Below are 23,364 nucleotides of genomic sequence, written 5' to 3'. Positions count from 1 at the left end.
GCCCGTCAGCAGGTCGCATGCACCGCGGTCCGGGCGATCACCGGCGCGCCGTCGGCGCCGGCGTGGACGTCGAGCCCGAGATCCCACGCCAGGTGCGCGAGCCGGGCCCGGCGCGCGTCGACGTACGCCACCAGCGGCGCCGGCCAGCCGTGGCGGGCCAGGAACTGCACGGTCAGATCGGTGTCGACGCCGGCGAAGTACAGGCCGTCGGCGTGGCGCTTGTTGGCGACGCACAGCCGGCGGCACCGGTGCAGGCCCGGCGCGATCACCGCGGCCACGCCGTGGGGCGCGGCGCCGAGGTGGACGCTGGCGCGCAGCCGCGCGAGGATCGCGCGCGGCGCCCGGCGGGGATCGTGGAACGTGTACAGGTTGGCGAGGGCGAGCTGGCCGCGCTCGTCGACGGCGTAGCTGCGGCTGGCGCCCGGCGTGTCGGCGCCGTTGACGTAGTACGTGACCCGCGCGCCGCGGCCGGTCGCCAGCGCCGCGCGATCGAGCTCGAGGCTCCACATGTGGTGCGCGATCGGCCCCGGCGGGAGCGGCGGCGGGGTCAGCAGATCGGCCAGCACGCCGAGGACGTGGGCCGGCGTGGCCTCGGCCCGCGCGCCCCCCGGATCGTAGATGTACAGCTCCCACGACAGCGCGCCGGCGGCGTGCTTGACGCCCCAGACCACCCGGCCGCGCCCGAGCAGCGCGCGCAGGCGCTCGATGACCGCGTGGCCCTCGGCCTCGACCCCGGCCAGGGCCAGCGACTCGGTCAACAGGTTGCGCGCGGTCAGGCCGCCGCGCGGGTCGGCCAGGGGCGGGTACGGCGCCAGCACGTAGTCGCGCAGCACCTCCTCGGGGTCGGCCGGCTCCTCGGCGGCGCGCGCGCGCGCGGGCGGCGGCGTCGGGGTCGGCGCCGCGGCGCGCGCGAGCAGGTCGTCGAGCGCGTCGATGCGCGCCGGCGCGGCGCCGCGCGCCATCGGCAAGCCGGTCCGGGGCGAGGTGGTCACCGCGTCGACGACGGTAGCACGGGCATCCACGCGGCGAGCGTGGTGCCGGCGTCGAGGGTCGACGCCTCGACCGCGAGCCCGGCCGCGTGCGCGGCGGCGACCAGCGCGGTGATCGCGGCGCCGGCCGCGGCCAGGTGCGCGAGGCCGATCGCGTCGATCGCGCCCTCGATCCGGACCTGCGTGACCGGCAGCGCACCGGCGATCGCGGCGAAGGCCGCGTAGTCGATCAAGTTGGCCGCGGCCAGCGGCGCGCGCAGCTCGATCGCGGCCACGCCGGCGGTCGCCAGGTTGGCGAGCCCGGCCCGGGCCTCGGCGTCGGCGCCGGGCGCGCCGGCGAGGGCGTCGGCGGTGTCGGCGTCGGGGGCGAACCGCTTGACGCTGGCGGCGGTGAGGCCGGCCGCGACCGCGGCGGCCGCGACCGCCGGGTCGGCGAAGCCGCGGCCGCTGGTGACCACGCCCACCGGGCGGCGATCGTCGCCGGCGGCGGCGGTGATCAGCGCGATCAGGTCGGGGTGGTGCGACGGCTCGCGCCCCGCCAGGACGATCGGCCGACCGGTGGCCCGGGCCGCGGCGATCGCGTCGGCGGCGCTGCGCGGGTCGGGCCGGTCGCGGTTGGGGCACGCGGCGCAGGCGTTGGCGCAGCCGCCGTCGAGCCGCACCACCTCGGCGCGCACCTGGTGGCCGCGGCGCGGGCCGCCCTGCCGCCGCGCCAGCGCGGCGAGCTGGGCGACGAGCCCGTCGAGCTGGGTCGCGATCGCGCCGGCCGCGGCCTCGACGTCGGCGTGGTCGCCGCGCCAGGTGTCGGCGTAGGCGGCGATCGCCGCGAGCTGCGCGGCCTCGGTGGTGACGCCCAGGCGCGCGCGCAGCACGCCGGCCAGGCGCCACGCCAGCGCGGTCCGGGGATCGATGAACCGCCACGGGCGCTCGGCGTGGTAGCCCTTGCCGCGGCCGGCGCCGCCGTCGCCGTCGTCCCAGCGCTCGGTCAGCGCGCCAGCGCGCTCGGCGGCGTGGAAGATCGGCAGATCTGGATACAAGCGCAGGCGGTTCTCGCCGAGCCCGTGGAACAGCTCGCCGAGGCCGTGGGCGCGGATGACCGCGATCGATCGCGCGAGGTCGGCGGGCGCGGTCCACGGGTTCCACAAGAGCAGGCTGTGGCCCTTGGCGCGGGCGTGGTGGAACCCGCGCGGGTGCGCGGCGGTGAGCGCGCGCATCGCCGCGATCGCCGCGAGCTGATCGGCGACGGTGGTGCCCTTGTTGTAGCGGGTCAGCTCGGCGTCGCTGAACGCCTCGAACCCGGTCAGGTACACCTCGACCGACGCCCCGGTGGCCTCGGCCGCGGCGATCGCGGCCTCGACCCGCGCGCGCTCGCGCACGAACGTGTCGCTGCGGGCCGCGAACAGCCAGCGCATGGGCGGCACGCCGGCGGCGGCGGCGGCGGTGATCAGCTCGGCCAGGTAGCGCAGCGCGTGCTGATCGTCGAGCACCAGCTCGATCGTCGTCGGCGCCACGGTCGTGATGTGCCGGGCCTGGGCCACGAGCGCGTCGATCACCTCGGCGTCGGCCTTGCGCTCGTAGTCGCCGCCCATGCAGCAGAACGCGCACCCGAGCTGCGCGACCTCGAGCTCGTCGGGCCAGGTCAGGTCGCGGTACAGCGGCAGCGCGCGCGGATCGGCCGCGTACGGACAGCCGGCGTTGCCAAACACCGTGCGCCGGACGATCGCCGGGGCCGGGCCGCTGGCGATCGCGTGGTGCGCCAGCACCGGCGTCAGCGGCCGGCGCGGCCCGGCCTCGGGTGGCAGCGGCGAGCCGGTGGTGATCGCGCCGTCGACGACCCCGGCCACGCCCGGCACGAGCGCGAGCTCCTCGCCGCGCGCGTGCGCCGTCACCAGCCGCGCGAACGCGTCGGCGAGCTGCCACACGGTGATCGCCCGGCGGGTGCGGCCGGTGCGGGTGGCGCCGCGCTGCCAGCCGACGATCGCGTCGACCTCGGGGGTCGGCTCGAGCGAGTCGCCGCGCGCGATCAGGACCACGCGTCGGTGGGCGCCGCCGCGCTTCCACGCGGCGATCGGCGCGGGATCGAACACGCGCTCGAGCGCGACCAGGTCGGCCCGCTCCTGCTCGAGCCAGGCGGCGAGCTGAGCGCCGACGGCGCGGTCGCCGGCGCCGCGGTCGCCGTCGTAGTAGACCCGCACCACCTCGGCGTGGTGGCCGGCGGCGCGGGCGTCGGCGGCGAGCTGGCCGGCCAGGGTGTCGGGGAAGAAGCCGTCGGAGCGGGTGCCGTAGGGCAACACCAGCGCGATCCGGACCGGCGACACCGCGTCACTATAATACGTGCGCGCGGCCGCGGCCGGGCTCGGTCCCCGGCGCCGGGCTCGATCGCCGCGCCGGGTAAAATAGTTCGCTACCCGACTGAATCCCGAGCGCGCCCCCGACGTCGACGGCGCATGACCCGGCGAACGATCGGCGAGTGGTTCGGACGGGCGCTGATCGGCGCCAGCATCATCACCGAGCTGGCGTGCCTGCCAGCCCCTGGCGGCGGGCCGTCGGTGACGACGGTCGCCGTCGTCGTGCCGGTCGAGGTCGTCGTGGAGGCCCCGCCGGGCGACGCGGTCTGGTCGATCGAGGTGTTCCAGGACGCGCTGGCACCCTACGGCGCCTGGGTCGAGGACCCGCAGTACGGCGCGGCGTTCGAGCCGGCGGTCGACGACTTCTCGCCCTACGTCGACGGGTACTGGATGTCGACCGAGCAAGGGCTCGCGTGGATCTCCGACGAGCCGTTCGCGTGGGCTTGCTATCACTACGGCCGCTGGACCTGGCGCGGACGGTGGCGCTGGATCCCGGACACGGTCTGGGCGCCGGCGTGGGTCGACTGGCGCGAGGTCGAGGACGTGATGGCGTGGGCGCCGCTGCCGCCGGCGGGCGTCGACGACGGCCCGGCGTTCGGCTGGCACGGTGGGCGTGGTCCCGAGCTGGCCACCCCGGGGCCGCGACACCGCTGGGTCGACTGGGGCGTGCTGGCCCATCGGGTCCGCGGGGCGCGACGACTCGAGCACTACGCGCGGACCGCGACCGGGTCGCGCTGGCAGGTCGGGCCGTCGCCGGAGTGGCTGAGCGCGCACGGCGTCCAGCGGCGGCGGTTGCCGGCCCGCGGGATCGGGCGCTTCGACCAGGACCAGCGCCGCGACCTCGAGGCCTCGCTGGAGCGCCGCCGCCGCGGTCAGCGCGATCGGGACGAGCGCCGCGCGCGCGACGAAGCGCAGCAGCGGGAGGACCGGGCTCGGTCCGAGCGGGTCGAGAGCGACCGGCGCGCGCGCGAGGCGCAAGAGCAGCGGGCGCGCGCGGACCAGGACCAGCGGCAGCGTGGGGACCGGGCGCGGGCCGAGCAGGCCGAGAATGATCGGCGGGCGCGCGCGGAGCGAGACCAGCAGCTGCGCGCGGACAAGGCGCGGGCCGAGCAGGCCGAGAACGATCGGCGGGCGCGCGCGGAGCGAGACCAGCGGCTGCGCGCGGACAAGGCGCGGGCCGAGCAGGCCGAGAATGAGCGCCGGGCGCGCGAGGAGCGAGACCAGCGGCTGCGCGCGGACAAGGCGCGGGCCGAGCAGGCCGAGAACGATCGGCGGGCGCGCGAGGAGCGAGACCAGCGGCTGCGCGCGGACAAGGCGCGGGCCGAGCAGGCGGAGAAGCCCGCCCGCAGCCGGACAAGGCGCGGGCCGAGCAGGCGGAGAATGAGCGCCGGGCGCAGGAACAGCGTGCGCGCGAGGAGAAGGGCAGCAGGTGCGCGCGGACAAGGAGCGGGCCGAGCAAGCGGAGAATGAGCGCCGGGCGCAGGAACAGCGTGCGCGCGAGGAGAAGGAGCAGCAGGTGCGCGCGGACAAGGCGCGGGCCGAGCAGGCGGAGCGCGATCGTCAGGCGCGCGAGGAGCAGGAGCGGCGTGCGCGCGAGGAGAAGGAGCAGCAGGTGCGCGCGGACAAGGCGCGGGCCGAGCAGGCGGAGCGCGATCGTCAGGCGCGCGAGGAGCAGGAGCGGCGTACGCGCGAGGAGAAGGAGCAGCAGGTGCGCGCGGACAAGGCGCGGGCCGAGCAGGCGGAGAATGAGCGCCGGGCGCAGGAGCAGCGTGCCGTCGAGGAGAAGGAGCAGCAGGTGCGCGCGGACAAGGCGCGGGCCGAGCGGCGGAGCACAGCGCGCGAGGAGCGAGAGCAGCGGCTGCGCGCGGACAAGGCGCGGGCCGAGCAGGCGGAGAATGAGCGCCGGGCGCAGGAACAGCGTGCCCGCGAGGAGAAGGAGCAGCAGGTGCGCGCGGACAAGGCGCGGGCCGAGCAGGCGGAGAATGAGCGCCGGGCGCAGGAACAGCGTGCCCGCGAGGAGAAGGAGCAGCAGGTGCGCGCGGACAAGGCGCGGGCCGAGCAGGCGGAGCGCGATCGTCAGGCGCGCGAGGAGCAGGAGCGCCGCGCGCAGGAGGAGAGAGCCCGTGCAGAGCGGATCGAGCGCGAGCAGAAGGATCGCGACCAGAAGGATCGCGACCAGAAGGAGCGCGACCAGAAGGATCGCGAGCAGAAGGAGCGCGACCAGAAGGAGCGCGACCAGAAGGATCGCGAGCAGAAGGATCGCGACCAGAAGGACCGCGACCAGAAGGATCGGGGCGACGACGGCCGCGGCGGCGACGGTCACGGCCGGCACCGCTGAGCGGGCGCTGTGACGTGGCGTCAGCCGCGGTGGTCAGCGGCCGCGGCGACGTCGGCGCGGGTGATCGTCCGGCCCACCGCCTCGGGCGCGGCGACGACGACCTCGCCGAGCGCGTCGTCGGGCGCTGGGACGAACGCGACGGCGTCGGTGATCGTCAGGCCGCGCGCGAGATCGCCGGTGCCGGTCAGCGCCAGGCCGCGGCCGCGATGATCGAGCACGTGGACCCGGGCGGCCAGCGCGCGCCACCCGTCGGCGAAGCCCGGCACGGCGCGGTCCAGATCGGCGAGCAGGGCCGCGGCCAGGGCCCGGGTCGGCGCGCACGCCAGCGTGCACGGCACGTGCGACACCAGCGCCAGCGGCTGGTTGAGCCACACCGTCAGCGGCGAGGCTGGCGGTGGCATCGGTCCCGCGGCCAGCCGGGCGATCAGCGCGTGGTCGTCGTGACCGCCGGTGTCGAGGAAGGCCTCGATGCAACAGGACGGATAGCCCAGCGCGCGCCCCAGCGTGCGGGCCGCGCCGAGGTCGTGACCGCGTCGCACCGCGAGCTCTGCGGCGGTGAGGTCGGCGGTGATCGCGCCCGGATCGAGCGCGCCCAGGAGCACCCGGCGACCGTCGGGCTCGACCGGCCCGACCCGCACCAGCGGCACCTTCGCGGCGGCCAGCCACGCGCGATCGTCGGCCTCGGCGGCGTCGGAGAAGCACTCGCGCTTGACCAGCGTGCGGTGGCCGCCGAGCAGCCCGATCAGCTCGGGGTCGAACGGCCACAGCCGCGCGCCGGGCCGACCGCTGGGCCGCGGCGGCATGCCGGTGCGCAGGCGCGACGACCACCTCGGCAGCGCGGCCGCCAGCACGATCGCCACGCGCACCGCCGGTGCGTGGCCGCGAGCGATCGTCGCGACCTGCGCGGCCAGGGCCGTCGTCGACGTCGGCGGCAGCGCGGTCAGGCCTCGGGCGATCGCCCGGGCCAGCGGCTCGAGCGCCGGCGGCAGTGGCCCGACGTGGACGACCGCGTGCCCGGCGGCGTGCAGCCATGCGCGCCGGGTCGCCGCGGCGTCCTCGTCGAGCGCGAGCACCACGGTCGCGTCGTCCAGGCCAAGCTCGATGCGCGCGGGCACGGCGTCACGGTACCGCGCCGGCCGCGCATCGGGCATGCTGGTCGGCGATGGACGTGCGCGCGCACCTGCTGGCGCTGGTCGCGCCGACCGCGATCGGCGACGAGCTGGCGCCGGGCGTGCGCCTCGTCGACGCCGCGACCGAGCTCGGCCTGCGCCTGACGTTCGCGGTCGCCGGCGACGAGGTCCACGTCGAGGTGACCCCGGCCACCGCCGGCGCGCGCCACGCCGCGCGCACGGCCCACCTGACGTTCGCGTACCGGTCGCGCGCCGCCAGCGCGGTCGGGCAGGCGGTGTGCGCCGAGGTCGCGCGCAAGGCCGACGGCCGCGACGCCGACTTCGTCGCGATGCTCGCGACCGCCGCCGACCCGCTGGCCCCGCGCGTGCGCGAGCTGGTCATCGATCGCCTGCTCGAGCCGGCCGGCGCCCCCGACGCGCGCTTCTACACCGCCAGCCCCTACGTCGGCTGCTTGATCGGCTGTCGGTTCTGCTACGCGCAGTCGCGCCTGGCACCGCTGCGGGCGGCGACCGGCCTGCCGCCGGTGCCGTGGGGCGCGTGGGTCGACGTGCGCGTGAACGCCGCCGCGGTGCTGGCCGAGGAGCTCCGGCGCCTGCCGCCGCGGCCGATCAAGTTCTGTCCGATCGTCAGCGACCCGTACCACGCCATCGAGGCCCAGCGCGGGCTGACCCGGGCGTGCCTCGAGGCCATCGCCGCCGTCGCCGCGCCGCCGCCGGTGCTGCTGCTGACCCGGTCGGCGCTGGTGGCCCGCGACGTCGACGTGCTCGCGGCGCTGCCCTGGGCCGGGGTCGGGGTGTCGCTGCCGACCGTCGACGACGACGTCCGCCGGCACTTCGAGCCGCGGGCCGCGTCGATCCCGTCGCGGCTGGCGACGCTGGCCACGCTGCGGGCCGCGGGCGTGCGCACGATCGCGGTGGTGCAGCCGATGTTGCCAGGCCCGCTCGACGCGCTGGTCGACGCCCTGGCCACTCACGTCGACTCGGTCAGCCTCGACGTGCTGCGCGGCGAGGAGGCCGCCGGGCCGCTGTTCGACGACGACCGCTACGCCGCGGCCCGCGCCGACGGCTGGCAACGCGCGCGGCACGCGGCGCTGGCGGCGGCGCTCGCGGCCCGCGGCGTGCCGGTGTGGTCGGGCGAGCTGCCGCCGGATCTGCCGGCCGGACCGCCGACGGCAAACGCGGTACCCTGACCGACGATGGCTCGACGCGAAGGCTCGGTGACTGCCCCCGCGCGCGGGCGCGTCGGGCTGCCGATCGTCGCCGACGGGAGCCGTCGCCACCCGCTGCTGGTGCGGCTCGACGCCGAGGCCGGCGGGTGCAACAACGGCTGCCAGCCGTGCGTGACCCGCCCGGACGGGGACGCCGGGGCCGACGTCGACGTCCGCGGCCAGCACGTGGTCATCCGGCACCGCGAGGCCACGCTGCGGCGTGACCTGCCGGCGCGGGTGCGCGCGCTCAAGGACGCGGGCGCGGCCTCGGTCGCGCTGGTCACCAACGGCCGCATGCTGGTGTACGCGCCGCTGGTCGGCGCCCTGGTCCGGGCCGGCCTCGACCGCGCGATCGTCAAGCTGTTCGCGACCGACGCCGCGGCCCACGATCGCCACGCCCGCGTCGACGGCGCCCACGCCCAGGCGCTGGCCGGCGTCGCCGCGGCCCGCGCGGTCGACGGCCTCGAGGTGGTCGTGGCGTTCGCGCCGCCCGACGGCGCGGCCCGCGATCGCGCCGCCGAGGCCGCGCTGGCCCGGGCGCTGACCGCGCGCGATCCGGTGGTGCTGCCCGAGCCCGAGGTGGTCGGGCACGCCAACGAGTACCGCTACGACGTCGTCACGCTGCGCCCGGGCATCGCGTTCGAGCACCGCTACTGGGACACCCGCGTGTTCCCGATGGTCCACCTCAACACCGGGCCGCTCTGCAACATCCGCTGCGTCTACTGCAACGTGCGCGGCGGCACCGATCAGCGCCTGTTCGACGTCGCCTACGTCGAGCGGCTCCTCGACGACGCGGCCGCGCGCGTCCTCGGCGGCGCCGATCAGCGCGGCGCGCCGACGATCGATCTGATCGGCGGCGAGCCGACGATGCACCCCGAGCTGCCGCGGCTGATCGCGGCCGCGCGCGCGCGGGGCTTCGCCCGGGTGCTGATCTGCACCAACGGCGTGCGCCTGGCCCGGCCCGGCTACCTCGACGAGCTGATCGCCGCTGGCCTGACCGGGGTGCGGCTGTCGTTCCACGATCACCGGGCCGAGGTCGCGGCCGCGCTGGCCGACGTGCCCGGGCTCGCCGCCACCTACCCCGAGGTCGCGGCCGTGCTGCTGGCGCGGCCCGACCTCGACACCCACGTGTTCCGGATCGTGCTGGCCGACAACCTCGACGCCTTGCCCGACTACGTGCGCTGGCTGGCGGCGCACAACCGCACCGGCCGCCCCGTCGATCTGACGATCGGCCTGCCGTCGATGCGCGGCCGGCTGTTCGACAACCGCGCGCTGTACCCGCCGCTGGCGCGCATCCGCGGCGCGGTGGCCGAGGCCATGGCGCTCGCCTCGTCGCTCGGGTTCGAGCCGACGCTGCACCACGCGCCCGCGTGCCTGTACCCCGACGATCCGACCCGGGCCGCGTGCACCCACGTCGTCACGCAGCAGGTCGACGCGGTCCGCGGCACCGTCACCGAGATGAACTTCGAGGGCGACACCGTCTACGGCGCGGCGTGTGCGGCCTGTCCGGCCCGGACCGAGGGCTGCGCCGGCCTGCCGCGGGCCTACGTCGAGGCCGACGCCGCGGCCGCCGAGGCCTGGCTCGCGCCGATCGTGTTCTCGCCCGGGCGCTACCGATGACGCGGGTCGCGTTCCTCAGCCTCCACAGCCACGGCGACCGCTCGTTCCTCGACGACAGCGCCCTGGCGCTCGCGGCCGGCCGCGCCCGCGCCGCCGGGCACGACGCCCGGCTGGTGGTGGTGGCCCTCGACGGCGCCGCGCCGACCGCGGGCCCGGTGTTCGCGCGCCTGGTCGCGGCCCTGGGCGCGTTCGAGGTCGTGGTCTACGAGCGGGTGTGGACCCGCGCGATCCCGACGGCGCTGGCGGCGGCGCTGCCCGGCGCCACGCTGGCGCACTGGCGCGGCGAGCACGCGCTGGCCGATCCGCCGGGGCGCTACGAGGTCGAGACCCGGGCGCTGCCGGACTTGCTCGACCTCCTGGCCGGTCGGCGCGCGACCGTGCCGGTCGGCGCCCGGGTCCGCACCGCCGACGGCTGGCGTCCAGGCCTGGCGGCGCTGGCGGCGGCCCCCGACGACGCGTACGTGCCCGACCTGACGCCGCTGGTGGTCAACCCCGAGGACCTGCCGGCCGAGCGCGTGCTTTCGATCGACGGCAACGCCGGCTGCCCGTACCAGGCCGACGCCCGCGCCAACCCGCGCTACGCCGGCGTCGAGCTGCCCGACGGCCTCGGCCGCGGCTGCGGGTTCTGCACCACCGGCAACCACTACCAGGCGCGGCCCCAGGCCGAGACGATCGCGTCGGTGCTGGCGCAGCTGGCGTACGTGCGGCGCGAGGCCCCGACGGTGACGCGCCTGGTGCTGCGCGATCAGAACCCGTTCGGCTACCTGACCGAGCTGCTCGAGCGGTGCGCCGCCGAGCGCGTCGGCGGCTTCACGCTGCTGCTCCAGACCCGCGCCGACTGGTTGCTGGCGGGCGCGCGGCGGTTCGAGCGCGCGCTCGCCGCGGCCGCGCGCGCGGGCATCGTCATCACGCCGTTCCTGATCGGCATCGAGAGCTTCGCCCAGGCCGAGCTCGATCGCATGAACAAGGGCGTGACGGTGGCGCAGAACCTCGAGGTCCTGGCGGCGCTGCGTCGGCTGGGCGGCGCACCCGGCGTTCGATCTGGCCCAGGCGTCGTTCGGGTTCATCCTGTTCACGCCGTGGACCACGATGGCGGACCTGCGCGGCGCCTACGACGGCGTCGTCGCCACCGACTTCGATCGCCTGCGCGGGCGGATCCTGACCGCGAAGGTCCGGCTCTACCCCGACACCGCGCTGTACTACCTGGCGGCGCGCGACGGGCTGCTCGCCGTCGACGACGGCGCCAGCGGCCAGCCCGAGCGGTTCGGCTACTTTCCGGATCGCGCGTGGCGGTTCCGCGATCCGACCGTGGCGCGGTTCGCGACCCTGGCCGCGGCGGCGAGCGACGCCACCCACGGCCGCGACGAGCGCCGCGTGTTCCGGGCGCTGCTCGACGCGTTCGGCGACGGCGACGGCGCCGCGGTGACGCTGGCCGACGTGCTGGCGCGGCTCGCCGCGCCGCCCGCACCGCCGGCCGTGACCTCGCCGCGGCCACGGTCGCAGCGGACCATCGAGCTCGAGCTGGGCCGCGGCTGCGGCGCGCGCTGCGCGATCTGTCCCCCGGTGGGGCGTCCGCCCGACCTCACGCGGGCGCTGCGCGGCGGGGCGGCCCGGGTGGTCGTGCGCGGCGGTGGCGGCGCGCTCGCGGCGCTGGCGCCGATCGTGGCTCAGGTCCGCGCCGCGGGCGCGAGCGAGGTGATCGTGGCCGGCCACGTCGACGCGATCGTCGACGGTGACGCCGCGCGCGCGTGGGCCGCGGCGGGCGTCGACGCGGCGCTGGTGCCGGTGGTCAGCCAGGTGCCGGCGGTCCACGACCGCGCGGTCGGGCGCGACGGCGCGCTGGTCGCGACGCTGGTCGCCGTGCGCGCCCTGGCCGCGGTCGGCGTGGCGATCGAGCTCGAGGTGCCGATCGTCGCCGCGCGCCTGCAGGACCTGGCGGCGGTGGTCGAGCTGTTCGCGCGCGCGGTGCCAGAGCTGCGGGCGGTGCGCCTGCGGCTGCCGCGCCACGCCATGCCCCGGGCGCTGGCGCCGCCGCCGCTGGCCGAGCTGGGGCCGCGGCTCGAGGCCGCGCTGGCCGCCGCCGCGCGCCTGGGCGTGCGCGCGCCGATCGACGTGACCGCGGCGCTGCCGCTGTGCGCGCTGGTGTCGTCGCCGCGCGCGCGCGCGGCGGTGCGGTTCGATCCGCGCCGCGCGACGGCCGTGAGCGGCTGCACCCAGCCAGCCGCGTGCGCCGGGTGCGCGGTCGCCGCCCAGTGCCCGGGCGTGCCGACGTCGTACCTCGCGGCCCACGGCGACCGCGACCTGCGGCCGCTGACCGAGCGGCCGGCCGATCTGTACGCGCAGCGCACCACGCCGCTGCGGGTCTGGGACGACCGCGCCCGCGCGGCCGCGCGCCAGGCCGGGCTCCTGGTGCTGCGCCCGACCGTGCACTGCAACCAGGACTGCGGGTTCTGCAGCGCCAACGAGAGCACGCCCAACGTCTGGGCCGATCCGGCGCGGATGGTGCGCGAGATCGCGCGGGCCGCGCGCCGCGGCGTCGAGCGGGTGTCGTTCTCGGGCGGCGAGCCGACCCTGGCCCGCGAGCTGCCGACCTACGTCGCGGTGGCGCGCCGCGCCGGCGTCAAGAAGATCGAGCTGGTCACCAACGGCGTGCTGCTCGATCGCCGGGCCCGGGTCGACGCGCTGATCGCCGCCGGCCTGACCCACGCGTTCGTGTCGCTGCACGGCCACGACGAGGCCAGCGCCAGCGCCGCGACCCGCAAGGTCGGCGACTTCGCGCGCACGATCGCCGCGATCGGTCACCTCGTCGCCGGCGGCGTGATCACCGTCGTCAACCACGTGATCCACGCCGGCAACGCCGCGCTCCTGACCCGGTTCGTCGAGGAGATCCACGCGCGCTTCGCCGGCCGCGTCATGATCTCGTTCGCGTTCGTGACGCCGCAGTACAAGGCGCTCGAGCACCTGGCGCTGGTGCCGCGGCTCACCGACGTCGCGCCGCAGCTCCAGGCCGCCTGCTGGCGCGCGCTGGCGCTGGGCCAGCCGTTCGTGATCGGCTCGCGCCAGGGCGTGCCGCCGTGCTTCCTGGGGCCGTTCGTCGCGTGGTCGGATCTGATGCAGCTCGCGCACGAGGCCCAGGCCGAGGACGCGCCGCAGAAGCAGCAGGGGCCGGGCTGCGGCGCGTGCCGGTTCGCGCGCTACTGCACCGGGCTGTGGAAGCCCTACGCCGCGCGCGAGGGCTTCGGCGAGCTGAGCGCCGTGGCGGGCACGCCGCTGGGTCCCGACGAGCGGGCCGCGCTGCTCGCCCACGCCCGCCGGCCGCCCTGGGGCCAGCCGATGGCGTTCGACGACGTCCACCCGCTCCTGCGCGACGCCGCCGCCGAGGCCGCGGGGCCGCCGACGATCGTGCGCGCGCCGCCGCCGCCGCCGGTCGTGCGCGCCGGCGCGCGGCCGCTACGGCTGTTGATGGTCGGTTGCGGCGCGCGGGCCCGAGCGCTGGCGCGCGCCGCCCACGCCACCGGCGCCTGGGCCGTCACCGGGGTGTGCTCGCCCCACGCCGACGTCGCCGATCGCGCGGACTTCGCGGGCGCGCCGGCGTTCACCGAGCTCGCGGCCGCCCTCGACGCGACCCGGCCCGACGCGGTGGTGATCGCGTCGAGCACCACCAGCCACGTCGCGGCGGTCGAGCGCGCGCTGGCCGCGCGGCTGCCGATCCTGCTCGAGAAGCCGCTGGCGGGCACGGTCGCCGAGACCGAGGGCCTCGTGGCCCGCGCCGCCGCCGCCGGGGTGGCGCTGATGCCGGCCCACAACGACCGGTTCGCGCCGGGGCTCGACGACGCGCTCGCCGCCGCCCGCGGGCGCGCGCTGACGATCGTGCGCCTGACCGATCGCCGGACCCCGGCGGCGCTGCACGCCTGGCACCGGGCGCCGGTGTTCGAGGGCCTCTACCACCTCGCGGTGATCGCCCACGCCCACGGCGGCGCGGCCACCGGGTGATCGGGGCCGCGTGGACCGGCGACGATCGCCCGGCGCTGCTCCGGCTCGACCTGGTCGGCGCCGACGACGTGGCGATCGGCGTGATCTGGAACCTCGGCGCCGCGGTCGACGCGCTGATCGTCGGCGCGGCCGGCGCGCACTGGCGCCGCGACGGCCGGGTCCCGACGTTGACGATCGACGGCGCCGCGCGGGCGGTGCCGCGTGACGGCGGCGAGCTCGAGCGCATGCTGCGCGGCTTTCACCGCGCGGTGCGCGACGGCGGGCCTGCGCCGATCGCCGCCGAGGACGGCGCCGCGGTCATGCGCCTGACCGTGGCGGCGGTCGACGCGCTGGCGGCCGCGGGCGCGCCGCTCGATCGCGCCAGCGCGCCTCGCCACGCCGCCTCATCGGCGCTGGCCCCGCGCTACCGCTGACCGACGGCGCCCACATGGGGCCCCGGTGTGGGTGCCGTCGGATCGGCACCCCACCGCGACCCGACGCGATCGCCCCCAAGTGCGACCATGTCGGCGTGGGGTCCCCTGTCCGTCCTGGCCTGATCGGCGCGTGTGCGCTCGTGATGGCCGTCCTCGCCGTGCCGCGCTCGGTCGCGGCGGCGCCGTGCAACATCGCCGGACCGACGCTGGTCGTCGACGGCATCACCTGTCAGCTGTCGGGCGTGCACACGTTCGCGTCGGTGACCGTGCGCAACGGCGGCACGATCGAGGTCGTGCCGTACGCCGGCGGCAGCAAGCTCGCCACCGGCAACCTCGAGCTGCGCGCGCCGATGATCACCATCGACGCGACGTCCCGCATCGTCGCCAAGGGCGCGGGCTACCAGACGCTGATCTGCGGTGACGGCGGCGGTCCCAACGCGGCCGCGGGCGGGCAGGGCGGTTGCGCGGTGCGCGACTCCGGCGGCGGCGGCGCGCACTTCGGCCGCGGCGGCCGCGGCACCAAGGACATCACCGGCACGCAGTCGTTCCCGCGCGACTTCGAGGAGGACTGCGGCAACTCGGTGGTCTACGACGCCGGCGGCGTGCCGTCGTGCAGCGACACCAGCAACTGCCGCGCCGGCAACGACGGGCTGCCGACGGTGGCGGGGCAGGAGTTCTACCACTCGATCTACCAGCCCGAGTTCGGCGCCGCCGGCGGCGACAAGGGCTGCCGCGACGGCGACGGCACCACCGTCAACACCGCCGGCCCGGGCGGCGGGCGCGTGGTCCTGGCCGCGCTCGACGCGACCCAGACCGGCCAGATCACGATCGCCGGCCGCGTCGACACCAACGGCCGCCGTGGCTGCGGCAACGGCAACGACTCCGCCGGCGGTGGCGCCGGCGGCACCGTCTTCCTGGTCGGCGACAACGTGGCCATCACCGCGACCGCCCGGATCACCGCCACCGGCGGCCTCGGCGGCGACACCCAGGGCCTGGCGGCCGACCCGACCGGCGAGTGCGCGGCCCCGGCCCAGCAGGGCGGCACCTGCGACGACTGCGGCGGCGGCGGCGGCGGCGGCATCATCTCGGTGCTGTCGGTCAACGGCCTGATCGCCGACGAGTCGGTCTTCAGCGTCGGCGGCGCGCTCGGCGGCACCTGCGCCATCTGCCAGGGCGAGGCCGGCGGCGGCGTCGGCGAGCTCCAGATCTCGGGCGGGTACGTCGGCGAGTTCTGCGACGGCTTCGACAACGACTTCGACGACCTGATCGATGAGGGTCTGCCGCCGCTGATGTGCGCGGGCGGGCCGATGCCGGCCTGCGTCGGCGGCGTGCCCCAGAGCTGCCCGCCCGACGTGCCGGCGTGCGTCGGCCCGGTCACCGACGCCCGGGCCCGGTTCATGGTCGTCGTCGACACCTCGGGCTCGATGCTCGGCTCGCTGACCGGCGTGCCGACCTTCGGCGACGGCTCGCTCGATCACCCCGGCCTCGATCAGGACGGCGACGGCGCCGCCGACGACTCGCGCCTGTTCCAGGCCAAGGGCGCGCTGTCGACGGTGATCGCGGCGTACCCGGAGATCGACTTCGCGCTGGCGCGCTACCACCAGGACACCGCGATCGATCGCAGCTGCCAGGTCGCGGGCTGGTTCGAGTGCGCGTCGATCTGCTGCAGCTACGACGACCCCACGAACAACACCGGCGCGTCGCTGTGCAACGTCAACGGCGGCAGCCTCGGCTCGATCGCGGTCCGGGCCACCTCGCCCGGCGACGAGTGCGTCAACTACGCCGGCAACTGCGGCCCGCCGCGGCGCGGCGCCGACGTGCTGGTCGGCTTCGGCGCCGATCCCGATCGCTACCTCAGCTGGCTCGACGGCCGCGAGACCGCGTTCGATCCGGGCCAGGCGATCGGCGCCTACTGCCCGGGCGGCGACTGCGAGCTGCGCGGCACCGGCCCGACGCCGCTGGCCAACTCGCTGGCCGCGGCCCAGGACTACCTGGCTCCGATCAAGGCGTGCGACGCGGCCGCGACCGGCGGCTGCCGTCGCTACGGCGTCATCTTGCTCACCGACGGCGCCGAGAGCTGCCAGGGCGACCCGGTCGCGGCCGCCGCGGCCCTGCGCGGCGCCGGGGTCGACACGTTCGTGGTCGGGTTCTCGGTGCTGGCCTCGGAGCAGGCCCAGCTCGACGCGGTCGCCGCCGCCGGCGGCACCGGCACCGCGTTCCTGGTCGGCGACGAGAACGCGCTGGCCAACGCGCTCGCGACGATCGTCTCGGGCTCGATCGTGTTCGAGACCTGCAACGGTCTCGACGACGACTGCGACACCCTGGTCGACGAGGACTTCCCGACCCGGGGCCTGGCGTGCGACGACGGCGAGCTCGGCGCGTGCCTGGGCACCGGTACGTACGTGTGCGCGGCCGACGGCTCGGGCGTGGAGTGCGTGATCACCGATCCCGGCGCGGCGCCGATGCCCGAGGTCTGCAACGGCCTCGACGACGACTGCGACGGCGCGATCGACGATGGCATCGCGTGCATCCCCGGCTGCGTGCCGACCTCGCTGGTCGACCTGTGCAACGGGCTCGACGACGACTGCGACGGCGCGTTCGACGAGGACGATCCGGCGATCGGCCTGCCGTGCGGGACCAACGACATGGCGCCGTGTCAGCTCGGCACGCAGGCCTGCATCGCCGGGATGATCGTGTGCGTCGGCGCGATCGAGCCGGGCACCGAGACCTGCAACGGCCTCGACGACGACTGCGACGGCCTCGCCGATGACCTGGCTCCGTGCCCCGGCACGACCTCGTGCGTCGAGGGCGCGTGCCGGGTCCCGTGCACGGGCGGCGAGTTCCCGTGCCCGGCCGGGCTGACCTGCGCCGACACCCCGGCCGGGCCGTTCTGCGTGCCCGACGCGTGCGCCGGCTGCGCGCCCGACGAGCTGTGCCAGGCCAACCAGTGCGTCGACCCGTGCGCCGGCGTCACCTGCGGCGCGCTCGAGGTCTGTCGGCTCGGGACCTGCGTCGACTGCGACGTGCTCGGGTGTCCGGGCGGCGAGATCTGCGTGGCCTCGACCTGCGTCGCCGATCCGTGCGCCGACGTCGACTGCGCGACCGGCTGCACCGACGTGCTCGGGTGCAGCTGCTACGCCGGGGCCTGCCGCGGCAACTGCGACGACGGCGCGTGTCCCGACGGCGAGCGCTGCAGCGCCGACGACACCTGCGTGCCCGACGCGTGCGCGGGCGTGACCTGCCCCGGCGGTCAGGCGTGCGCCAACGGCGCGTGCGCCGCCGACCCGTGCGCGGGCGTGACCTGCGGCCCCGGCGCGGTCTGTCAGGGCGGCGGCTGCATCGACGACCCGTGCAAGGAGATCGACTGCTCGCCCGGGTTCACGTGCGTGGTCGCGCCCGAGGGCCCGCGCTGCGCGATCGATCGCGCCACCTACCGACCCGACATCGTGACCGCGGCCGGCGGCGGGTGCGCGGCCGGTGGCGGCGGCGGCGGCGCGGCGCTGGGCCTGGCGCTCGCGCTGGCGCTGGCCTCACGGCGGAGGCGGGCGTGATGCGCGCGTGGCTGGTCGTGGTCGTGGCGGTCGGCCTCGCCGCGGGCGCCTGCGACGTGTCGCCGTTCGACCTCAACCGCCCGGGCGCCGACGGCGACGGCGGGCTCGGCGACGGTGGCGGCGGCGGCGATGGCGGCGGCGGCGATCCCGACGCGACGGCGTGCGTGCCGTCGGGGCCCGACGACACCTGCGACGAGATCGATCAGGACTGCGACGGCGTGGTCGACAACGCCTTCGACAAGGACAACGACCCCAACAACTGCGGCACCTGCGGCCACCGCTGCGTCGGCCTTGGGGCGATCCAGACCTGCGTGGCCGGCGCGTGCACGCTGGTCGACTGCCAGCCGGGCTTCGCCGACCACGACGCCGATCCGCTGACCTGCGAGTACCGGTGCCCGTTGTTCCCGACGATCGCCGAGGACTGCAACGGCGTCGACGACGACTGCGACGGCGTGGTCGACGAGACCCTGCCGCCGCCGCCGACCGGGCCAGTGCCGGACCACGCCCGGGACGCCGTGCGAGGGCACGACCATGACCTGCGCGACCCGCGGCGGCGTGACCCGCTGGTACTGCGCGTACGGGGCCGGCGTCGAGTTCGATCCCAGCGTGCCCAGCGGCATCGTCCTGTCCGAGCAGCTGTGCGACGGCGCCGACGGCGACTGCGACGGCGTGATCGACGACAGCTTCCCCGACCTCGGCGCCGCGTGCGACGACGGCGGCCTGGGCGTGTGCCGCGACGTCGGTGAGCGCCGGTGCGACCCGGCCGATCCGACCCGGACCAGCTGCGATCTGTCGGCGCTGCCCGACGCCCAGCCCAGCTCGCCCGAGGCGTGCGACGGGCTCGACAACGACTGCAACGGCGTGGTCGACGACGCGACCGGACCGGGCCGGGTGATCGACGTGATGGCCCACGTCACCGTCGCGGGCCTCGACTTCTACATCGATCAGTACGAGGCGTCGCGCCCCGACGCCACCGCGCTCGCGGCCGGGGCGTCCTCGGCTCGGGCCTGCTCCAAGCCGATGGCGCAGCCGTGGCGCGCCGCCACGTTCGCGACCGCCGCGACCGCGTGCGCCGCCGCCGGCAAGGTGCTGTGCACCCCGGCGCAGTGGCAGTCGGCGTGCGAGGGCAGCCCGGCCACCGCGTACCCGTACGGCGGGCTGTTCGCCCCCGACCAGTGCAACACCGAGAGCCACGACGGGATCCCGGGCGGCGCCGATGACGACGTCGTGCTGGCCACCGGCGCGATGGGCACGTGCGCCTCGACCGCTGGCGTCTTCGACATGTCGGGCAACGTCAAGGAGTGGACCGACGACATCACCGGTCAGAGCGCCGGCGTCAACATCGCGGTGCTGCGCGGCGGCGCCTACGACAGCCCCGGGCTGGGCGCGACGTGCGGCTTCCGGACCTCGCGCGCCACCGTCGACACCGTGCTGCCGACGATCGGCTTCCGCTGCTGTCGGCTCACGGCGCCGTAGCGGCCGTCACGGCCGCGGCGGTGACCGCGCCCGGCGCGATCGGCGTCAGCGCGCCGAAGCCGTGGGCGCGGATGTAGTTGACGTGCAGGCCGCGGCAGCGCGGCGCCTCGACGCAGCCGCGGCACCGCAGCGCCTGGCTGTGGAAGTGCTCGGCCACGAACCGGCGCGTGTAGCGGAAGATCTCGAGCCGGCCGTCGGCGCGCATCATCGCCGTGTCGACGGTCGCGCGCGCCGGCCGCGGCGCCCGGCCGAGGATGCAGGCCGGCACGTTCTCGACCGGCACCGGGGCGGTGAACGCGTCGAAGAACGCGCGCAGATCGACGTCGTGGACCTGCGCGTCGCTGACCCGGTCGTAGCTGGGCTGGCGCACGACCAGGCGCGGCGACACCTCGGTCAGGCCGCGCAGCCACGGCGCGGTGTCGGCGCGCAGCGGCACGACCACCTCGAACGCGCCGGCGATCGCCAGCAGCGCCGCCGCGGTCGCCGCGTCGGGCGCGACCGCGCGGGTCAGGCGGCGGCCGTCGATTGCGCCGTCGACCAGCGCCGCGGCCAGGTCGTCGTAGCGATCGAGCTCGAGCGCCAGCTCGGCGACGCCGTCGAACGCCGCGGCCGCGGCCCGGGCGCTCGCGAGATCGGCGGCGACGACCTCGACCTGACGGGCGCCGCCGTGGCGGGCCAGCGCGGGCGCCGGCAGCCGTGGCTCGAGCGCGCGGCCCAGCACCGGCAGCCGGCGCTTGCCGTCGCCGGTGGCCGCTCGCCCGCGTCGGCGTCGTGGCCGCCATCGCCGCCGCCAGCGCCGCGGCGCGCTTGGCGCTCGCCGGATCACCGCCGTAGATCGGCGGCCGCGTCGCCTCCCAGCGGGTGTCGACCCGGACCACCTCGAACGCCCCGGCGGCGGTCGCCCGGACCGCGTCGAGCGTGTCGCACAGCGGCTGCAGGTAGCAGTGCCGGCACTGCTCGGGCGCGCGGCAGTGCAGCGGCTGGCCGCGCTCGAGCAGGAGCTCGTACTCCTCCTGGCGGCCGCGGACCTCGTCGTTGAGCTTGTACGGGTCCTGGATCAGATCCTCGAAGCCCTCGCAGTGCGCCGGCGGGAACCGGTTGAGCCAGATGTGCATGTCGGGCTGGCGCGCCCACGCGAACGCGGCCTGCAGGTACGGCTGCATCTCGGCCAGGTCGTAGAACAGGATCTCCTTGCCGTCGGTGTAGGCCCGGCCGAACGGGATCACGTGCAGCAGGTCGTACTCGCGCACGCCCTTGGCGACGAAGGTCTCGATCAAGGTCGGGAGCTGCCGGACGTTGCCGCGGTTGACGCACACGTCGATGTTGATGATCGGGCGGCCGTCGGCGAGCGCGTGCTCGAGCCCGGCGACCTCCTGCTCGAACGCGCCGGGCACGCCGACCAGCGCGTCGTGGATCTTGGCGTTCGGCCCGTGGATCGAGAACGTGATCTCGGTCAGGCCCGCGTCGAGCGCCCGGGTCAGGAAGTCCTTGTACGCGAACAGCCGGCCGTTGGTGACGGTCTGGATGCGCGGGTACCCGGCCAGCCGGCCCAGGCGCACGAAGTCGACGAACCGCGGGTGGATCGTCGGCTCGCCCCCCGACAGGATCAGCCGGGTCGCGCCGGCCTTGCGCCCGTCGAGGATCTGGCGCTTGACCTCGTCGGGGTCGCGCAGCTCGCCGTCGTGCGCGCGCGAGTCGAGGCAGAAGATGCAGCGGTCGTTGCAGTCGTAGGTCAGCCGCACCCAGTTGCGCTGGTCGTGGGCGGCCGCCTCGCGGGCGCGCACGTCGTCGAGGGTGGCGTCGGTCACCCGGGCGAGTGTACCCCACGCTGGTGGTGTCGCCGATCAAGGCCGCCGCGCGCGCACGACGTCGTCACGGCGGTCTGAAACCCGACCCGAAACCCGACCCCCGCGGCGCCGCCGAGGACATACACTACCGCGATGGTCCGTGAACCGGTCGGGCGGTCGTCCTCGGACGCCGGGGAGCCACGCCGGTGACCGGGCGTCGGATCGCGGTCGTGCACCCGCCGCTGACGGTCGCGCGCGACTTCATCGACTATCCGTTCCACGCCGACCTCGGGGCCGTGCAGCTGGCCGCGGTGCTGCGCGCCGCCGGCGACGAGGTCGCGCTGGTCGACGCCTTCGCGCTGCCCGGCAGCGGCCTGGCCTGGCGCGCCGACGGCCGGGCCCACCTGGGCGCGCCGGTGGCCGAGGTGCTCGCCGCCGTCCCCGGCGCCGCGGACCTCGAGGCGATCGTGGTCGCGTACACGCCGTTCCACCGGCCGCCGCACCGCGACGACGTCCTGGCTGAGCTGTTGACCGGGCTGGCCGGCCGCGCGCCGATCGTCCTGGCCGATTGCTACCAGTCGGGCCAGCACTACGTCGAGACCGGCGACCGCGCGGTGCTCGCCGCGTACCCCGAGGTCGCGGCCTACGTGAAGTACGAGGCCGAGGTCACCGTGCCGACGGTGATCGCCGCGGTCGTCGCCGCCGCCGGCCGCGTGACCCACCACGGCGCGCGCCCCGACCTCGACGCGCTGCCGCTGCCGGCCTGGGATCTCGTCGAGCTGCCGGCCCGCGACGCCTTCGCCGCGCGCGTCGTCGCCGATCTCGGCCGCGGCCGCTGGGCGTTCCCGATCGACGGCCGGACCTTGCCGGTGATCACCTCGCGCGGCTGCCCCTTCACCTGCGCGCACTGCAGCTCGAACCCCGGGCGCCTCCCGGGCGAGCCCAAGCTGCAGCGCCGCTGAGCCCGGCCCGCCTCGACGCCCACCTCGCGGCGCTGGCGCGCGACCACCGCGCGACCCGGCTGGCGATCCTCGACGAGCTGGCCAACGTCAACGCCGCGCACTTCGACCGCCTGCTGGCGCTGCTCGAGGATCACGACCTGGCGTTCGATCTGCCCAACGGCCTGCGCGCCGACTACCTCGAGCCGCGCCACCTCGCCCGGATGCGCGGCCGGGTCACGACCGTCAGCGTGTCGGCCGAGAGCGGATCGCAGCGCGTGCTCGACGCCGCGGTCGGCAAGCAGCTCGATCTGGGGCGGATCCGCCAGGTCGCGGCCGACGCGCACAAGGCCGGCGTGCCGCTCCTGGTCCACTACATGATCGGCCTGCCGGGCGAGACCGGCGACGACGTCAACGCCACGCTCGGGTTCGCGCTCGAGCTGTGGGACGAGCACGGCGCGTGGCCGGCGGTGCAGTACGCGACGCCGCTGCCCGGCACCGCGCTGGCCGCCGGGCGTTCGCTGCCGGTGGTCGACGACTGGGGGCCGCACTTCCAGCGCGGCGGCGGCCCGGCGCTGTCGACGCTCGATCGCGCGACGCTCGATCGGTTCATGCGCACGTTCCAGGCGCGGCTCGCCGCCTCGAGCGGCCCGCACAAGCTGATCATGAACGTGACCTACGTGTGCAACAACCACTGCACGTTCTGCGCGGTGGGCACCCGCACGCAGATCGACGGCCACCCGACCCGGCAGCGCGAGCACCTCGCGAAGTACCGGCAGGCCGGGGTCCACATGGTCGACTTCGACGGCGGCGAGCCCACGCTCAACCCCGAGCTGGTGCCGCTGGTCCGCTACGCCCGCGCGCTCGGCTACGACCGCGTCAACGTCACCACCAACGGCCGGCTGTGCGCGTACCCCGAGTTCGCGCGGCGGCTGGTGACCTCGGGCCTGACCACGCTCCTGTTCAGCGTCCACGGCGCCACCGCGCGCTCGCACGGCCGCGAGGTCGGCGTCGCCGAGGCCTTCGAGCAGACCGTGGCTGGCATCGAGCACTGCGTCGCCGCGGCGCCGCCCGGCGTCGAGCTGGGCATGAACATCACGCTGACCAAGCACAACCACGCCGAGCTGCCGGCGGTCGGCGAGCTGGCGCTGGCGCTGGGCCTGCGCTGGCTCAACATCCAGTTCCTGACCCCGTTCGGGCGGGCCACGACCCGGCACGCGCCCGACACCGCCGAGGCCGCCGAGGTGGTCATGCGCTTCATCGACGCCTTCGCCGAGCGCATGAAGATCCAGGTCATCAACCTGCCGTTCTGCTACGCGCCGGGCTACGAGCGCTACCTGGCCGGCGATCTCAACAAGCTGCGCCGGCACATGGTGTTCGTGAACAACGACACCGTGAACCTGGCGGCGTACCTGGCCGAGCGGCGGGTCCACACCGCCGCCTGCGGCCCGTGCCCGCACCGCGCGTTCTGCGGCGGCTTCTACCAGCTCGACGACGTGCCCGAACCGCCGTGGATCGTCTCGGCCGAGGCGCTGGTGCGCCGGGTCGAACGCTAGCCCCGCCGACGGTGCTT

The 23,364-nt window shown here is 76.3% G+C and carries 13 protein-coding genes and 2 pseudogenes; 10 read left to right on the top strand and 5 right to left on the bottom strand.

What is annotated here, in order from left to right:
* Positions 1-5 precede the first annotated feature (5 nt).
* Together IPL61_03945 and IPL61_03940 are read right to left on the bottom strand one after the other, a co-directional pair.
* Positions 6-992 carry a hypothetical protein gene (locus tag IPL61_03945; protein ID MBK9030483.1) on the bottom strand — a complete coding sequence of 329 codons (987 nt, stop codon included), beginning with the start codon at positions 990-992 and terminating at the stop codon, positions 6-8.
* Positions 989-3,307 carry a hypothetical protein gene (locus IPL61_03940; protein MBK9030482.1) on the bottom strand — a complete coding sequence of 773 codons (2,319 nt, stop codon included), beginning with the start codon at positions 3,305-3,307 and terminating at the stop codon, positions 989-991. Before IPL61_03940 ends, IPL61_03945 begins: the two co-directional genes overlap by 4 nt.
* Here IPL61_03940 and IPL61_03935 point away from each other — a divergent pair.
* Positions 3,194-4,807: a hypothetical protein gene (locus tag IPL61_03935; protein MBK9030481.1), complete on the top strand. Its 1,614-nt coding sequence runs from the start codon at positions 3,194-3,196 to the stop codon at positions 4,805-4,807. The genes IPL61_03940 and IPL61_03935 overlap by 114 nt on opposite strands.
* Complete coding sequence (locus IPL61_03930; GenBank protein ID MBK9030480.1) at positions 4,767-5,675, top strand: hypothetical protein; 909 nt, start codon at positions 4,767-4,769, stop codon at positions 5,673-5,675. Before IPL61_03935 ends, IPL61_03930 begins: the two co-directional genes overlap by 41 nt.
* Positions 5,676-5,695: 20 nt before the next feature.
* On the opposite strand, the gene IPL61_03925 is transcribed toward IPL61_03930, so the two are convergent.
* Positions 5,696-6,790 (bottom strand): hypothetical protein, encoded by a 1,095-nt coding sequence (locus tag IPL61_03925; GenBank protein MBK9030479.1) that lies wholly within the window; start codon positions 6,788-6,790, stop codon positions 5,696-5,698.
* 47 nt (positions 6,791-6,837) lie between these two features.
* Here IPL61_03925 and IPL61_03920 point away from each other — a divergent pair, with 47 nt between their 5' ends.
* Complete coding sequence (locus IPL61_03920) at positions 6,838-7,995, top strand: radical SAM protein (GenBank protein MBK9030478.1); 1,158 nt, start codon at positions 6,838-6,840, stop codon at positions 7,993-7,995.
* Between the two features lie 693 nt (positions 7,996-8,688).
* Positions 8,689-9,633, top strand: coding sequence for a radical SAM protein (locus tag IPL61_03915; protein ID MBK9030477.1), 945 nt, complete (start codon positions 8,689-8,691; stop codon positions 9,631-9,633).
* Here the strand turns inward: IPL61_03915 and IPL61_03910 are convergent.
* Positions 9,624-10,709, bottom strand: coding sequence for a hypothetical protein (locus IPL61_03910; GenBank protein MBK9030476.1), 1,086 nt, complete (start codon positions 10,707-10,709; stop codon positions 9,624-9,626). The two genes, IPL61_03915 and IPL61_03910, sit on opposite strands and share 10 nt — an antisense overlap.
* 13 nt (positions 10,710-10,722) lie before the next feature.
* On the opposite strand from IPL61_03910, the gene IPL61_03905 reads away from it, so the two are divergent.
* From IPL61_03905 to IPL61_03885, 5 genes are all read left to right on the top strand, one after another.
* The gene (locus IPL61_03905) at positions 10,723-13,626 is read left to right on the top strand and encodes a radical SAM protein (protein MBK9030475.1); all 2,904 of its coding nucleotides are present in this window, start codon (positions 10,723-10,725) and stop codon (positions 13,624-13,626) included.
* Complete coding sequence (locus tag IPL61_03900; GenBank protein ID MBK9030474.1) at positions 13,623-14,039, top strand: hypothetical protein; 417 nt, start codon at positions 13,623-13,625, stop codon at positions 14,037-14,039. The genes IPL61_03905 and IPL61_03900 overlap by 4 nt, the downstream gene beginning before the upstream one ends.
* 143 nt (positions 14,040-14,182) lie before the next feature.
* Positions 14,183-17,590, top strand: coding sequence for a VWA domain-containing protein (locus tag IPL61_03895; GenBank protein ID MBK9030473.1), 3,408 nt, complete (start codon positions 14,183-14,185; stop codon positions 17,588-17,590).
* Positions 17,590-18,336, top strand: a complete 747-nt coding sequence (locus IPL61_03890; GenBank protein ID MBK9030472.1) for a hypothetical protein — start codon at positions 17,590-17,592, stop codon at positions 18,334-18,336. The genes IPL61_03895 and IPL61_03890 overlap by 1 nt, the downstream gene beginning before the upstream one ends.
* Before the next feature lie 157 nt (positions 18,337-18,493).
* The gene (locus IPL61_03885) at positions 18,494-19,066 is read left to right on the top strand and encodes an SUMF1/EgtB/PvdO family nonheme iron enzyme (GenBank protein ID MBK9030471.1); all 573 of its coding nucleotides are present in this window, start codon (positions 18,494-18,496) and stop codon (positions 19,064-19,066) included.
* Here the strand turns inward: IPL61_03885 and IPL61_03880 are convergent.
* Positions 19,053-20,874, bottom strand: a pseudogene (locus IPL61_03880) (radical SAM protein). The gene IPL61_03885 and the pseudogene IPL61_03880 overlap by 14 nt on opposite strands.
* Before the next feature lie 290 nt (positions 20,875-21,164).
* Here IPL61_03880 and IPL61_03875 point away from each other — a divergent pair.
* Positions 21,165-23,347, top strand: a pseudogene (locus tag IPL61_03875) (radical SAM protein).
* Positions 23,348-23,364 lie beyond the last annotated feature (17 nt).

Source organism: Myxococcales bacterium, assembly GCA_016717005.1.
Lineage (GTDB): Bacteria > Myxococcota_A > Polyangia > Haliangiales > Haliangiaceae > UBA2376.
This window is presented reverse-complemented; position numbering and strand designations above follow the sequence as displayed.

Bases quoted from the DNA above. Each gene is read 5' to 3' on its own strand.
- IPL61_03920 (MBK9030478.1), top strand. From the start codon at position 6,838: ATGGACGTGCGCGCGCACCTGCTGGCGCTGGTCGCGCCGACCGCGATC.
- IPL61_03915 (MBK9030477.1), top strand. From the start codon at position 8,689: ATGGTCCACCTCAACACCGGGCCGCTCTGCAACATCCGCTGCGTCTAC.
- IPL61_03905 (MBK9030475.1), top strand. From the start codon at position 10,723: ATGGCGGACCTGCGCGGCGCCTACGACGGCGTCGTCGCCACCGACTTC.
- IPL61_03895 (MBK9030473.1), top strand. From the start codon at position 14,183: ATGGCCGTCCTCGCCGTGCCGCGCTCGGTCGCGGCGGCGCCGTGCAAC.
- IPL61_03890 (MBK9030472.1), top strand. From the start codon at position 17,590: ATGCGCGCGTGGCTGGTCGTGGTCGTGGCGGTCGGCCTCGCCGCGGGC.
- IPL61_03885 (MBK9030471.1), top strand. From the start codon at position 18,494: ATGGCCCACGTCACCGTCGCGGGCCTCGACTTCTACATCGATCAGTAC.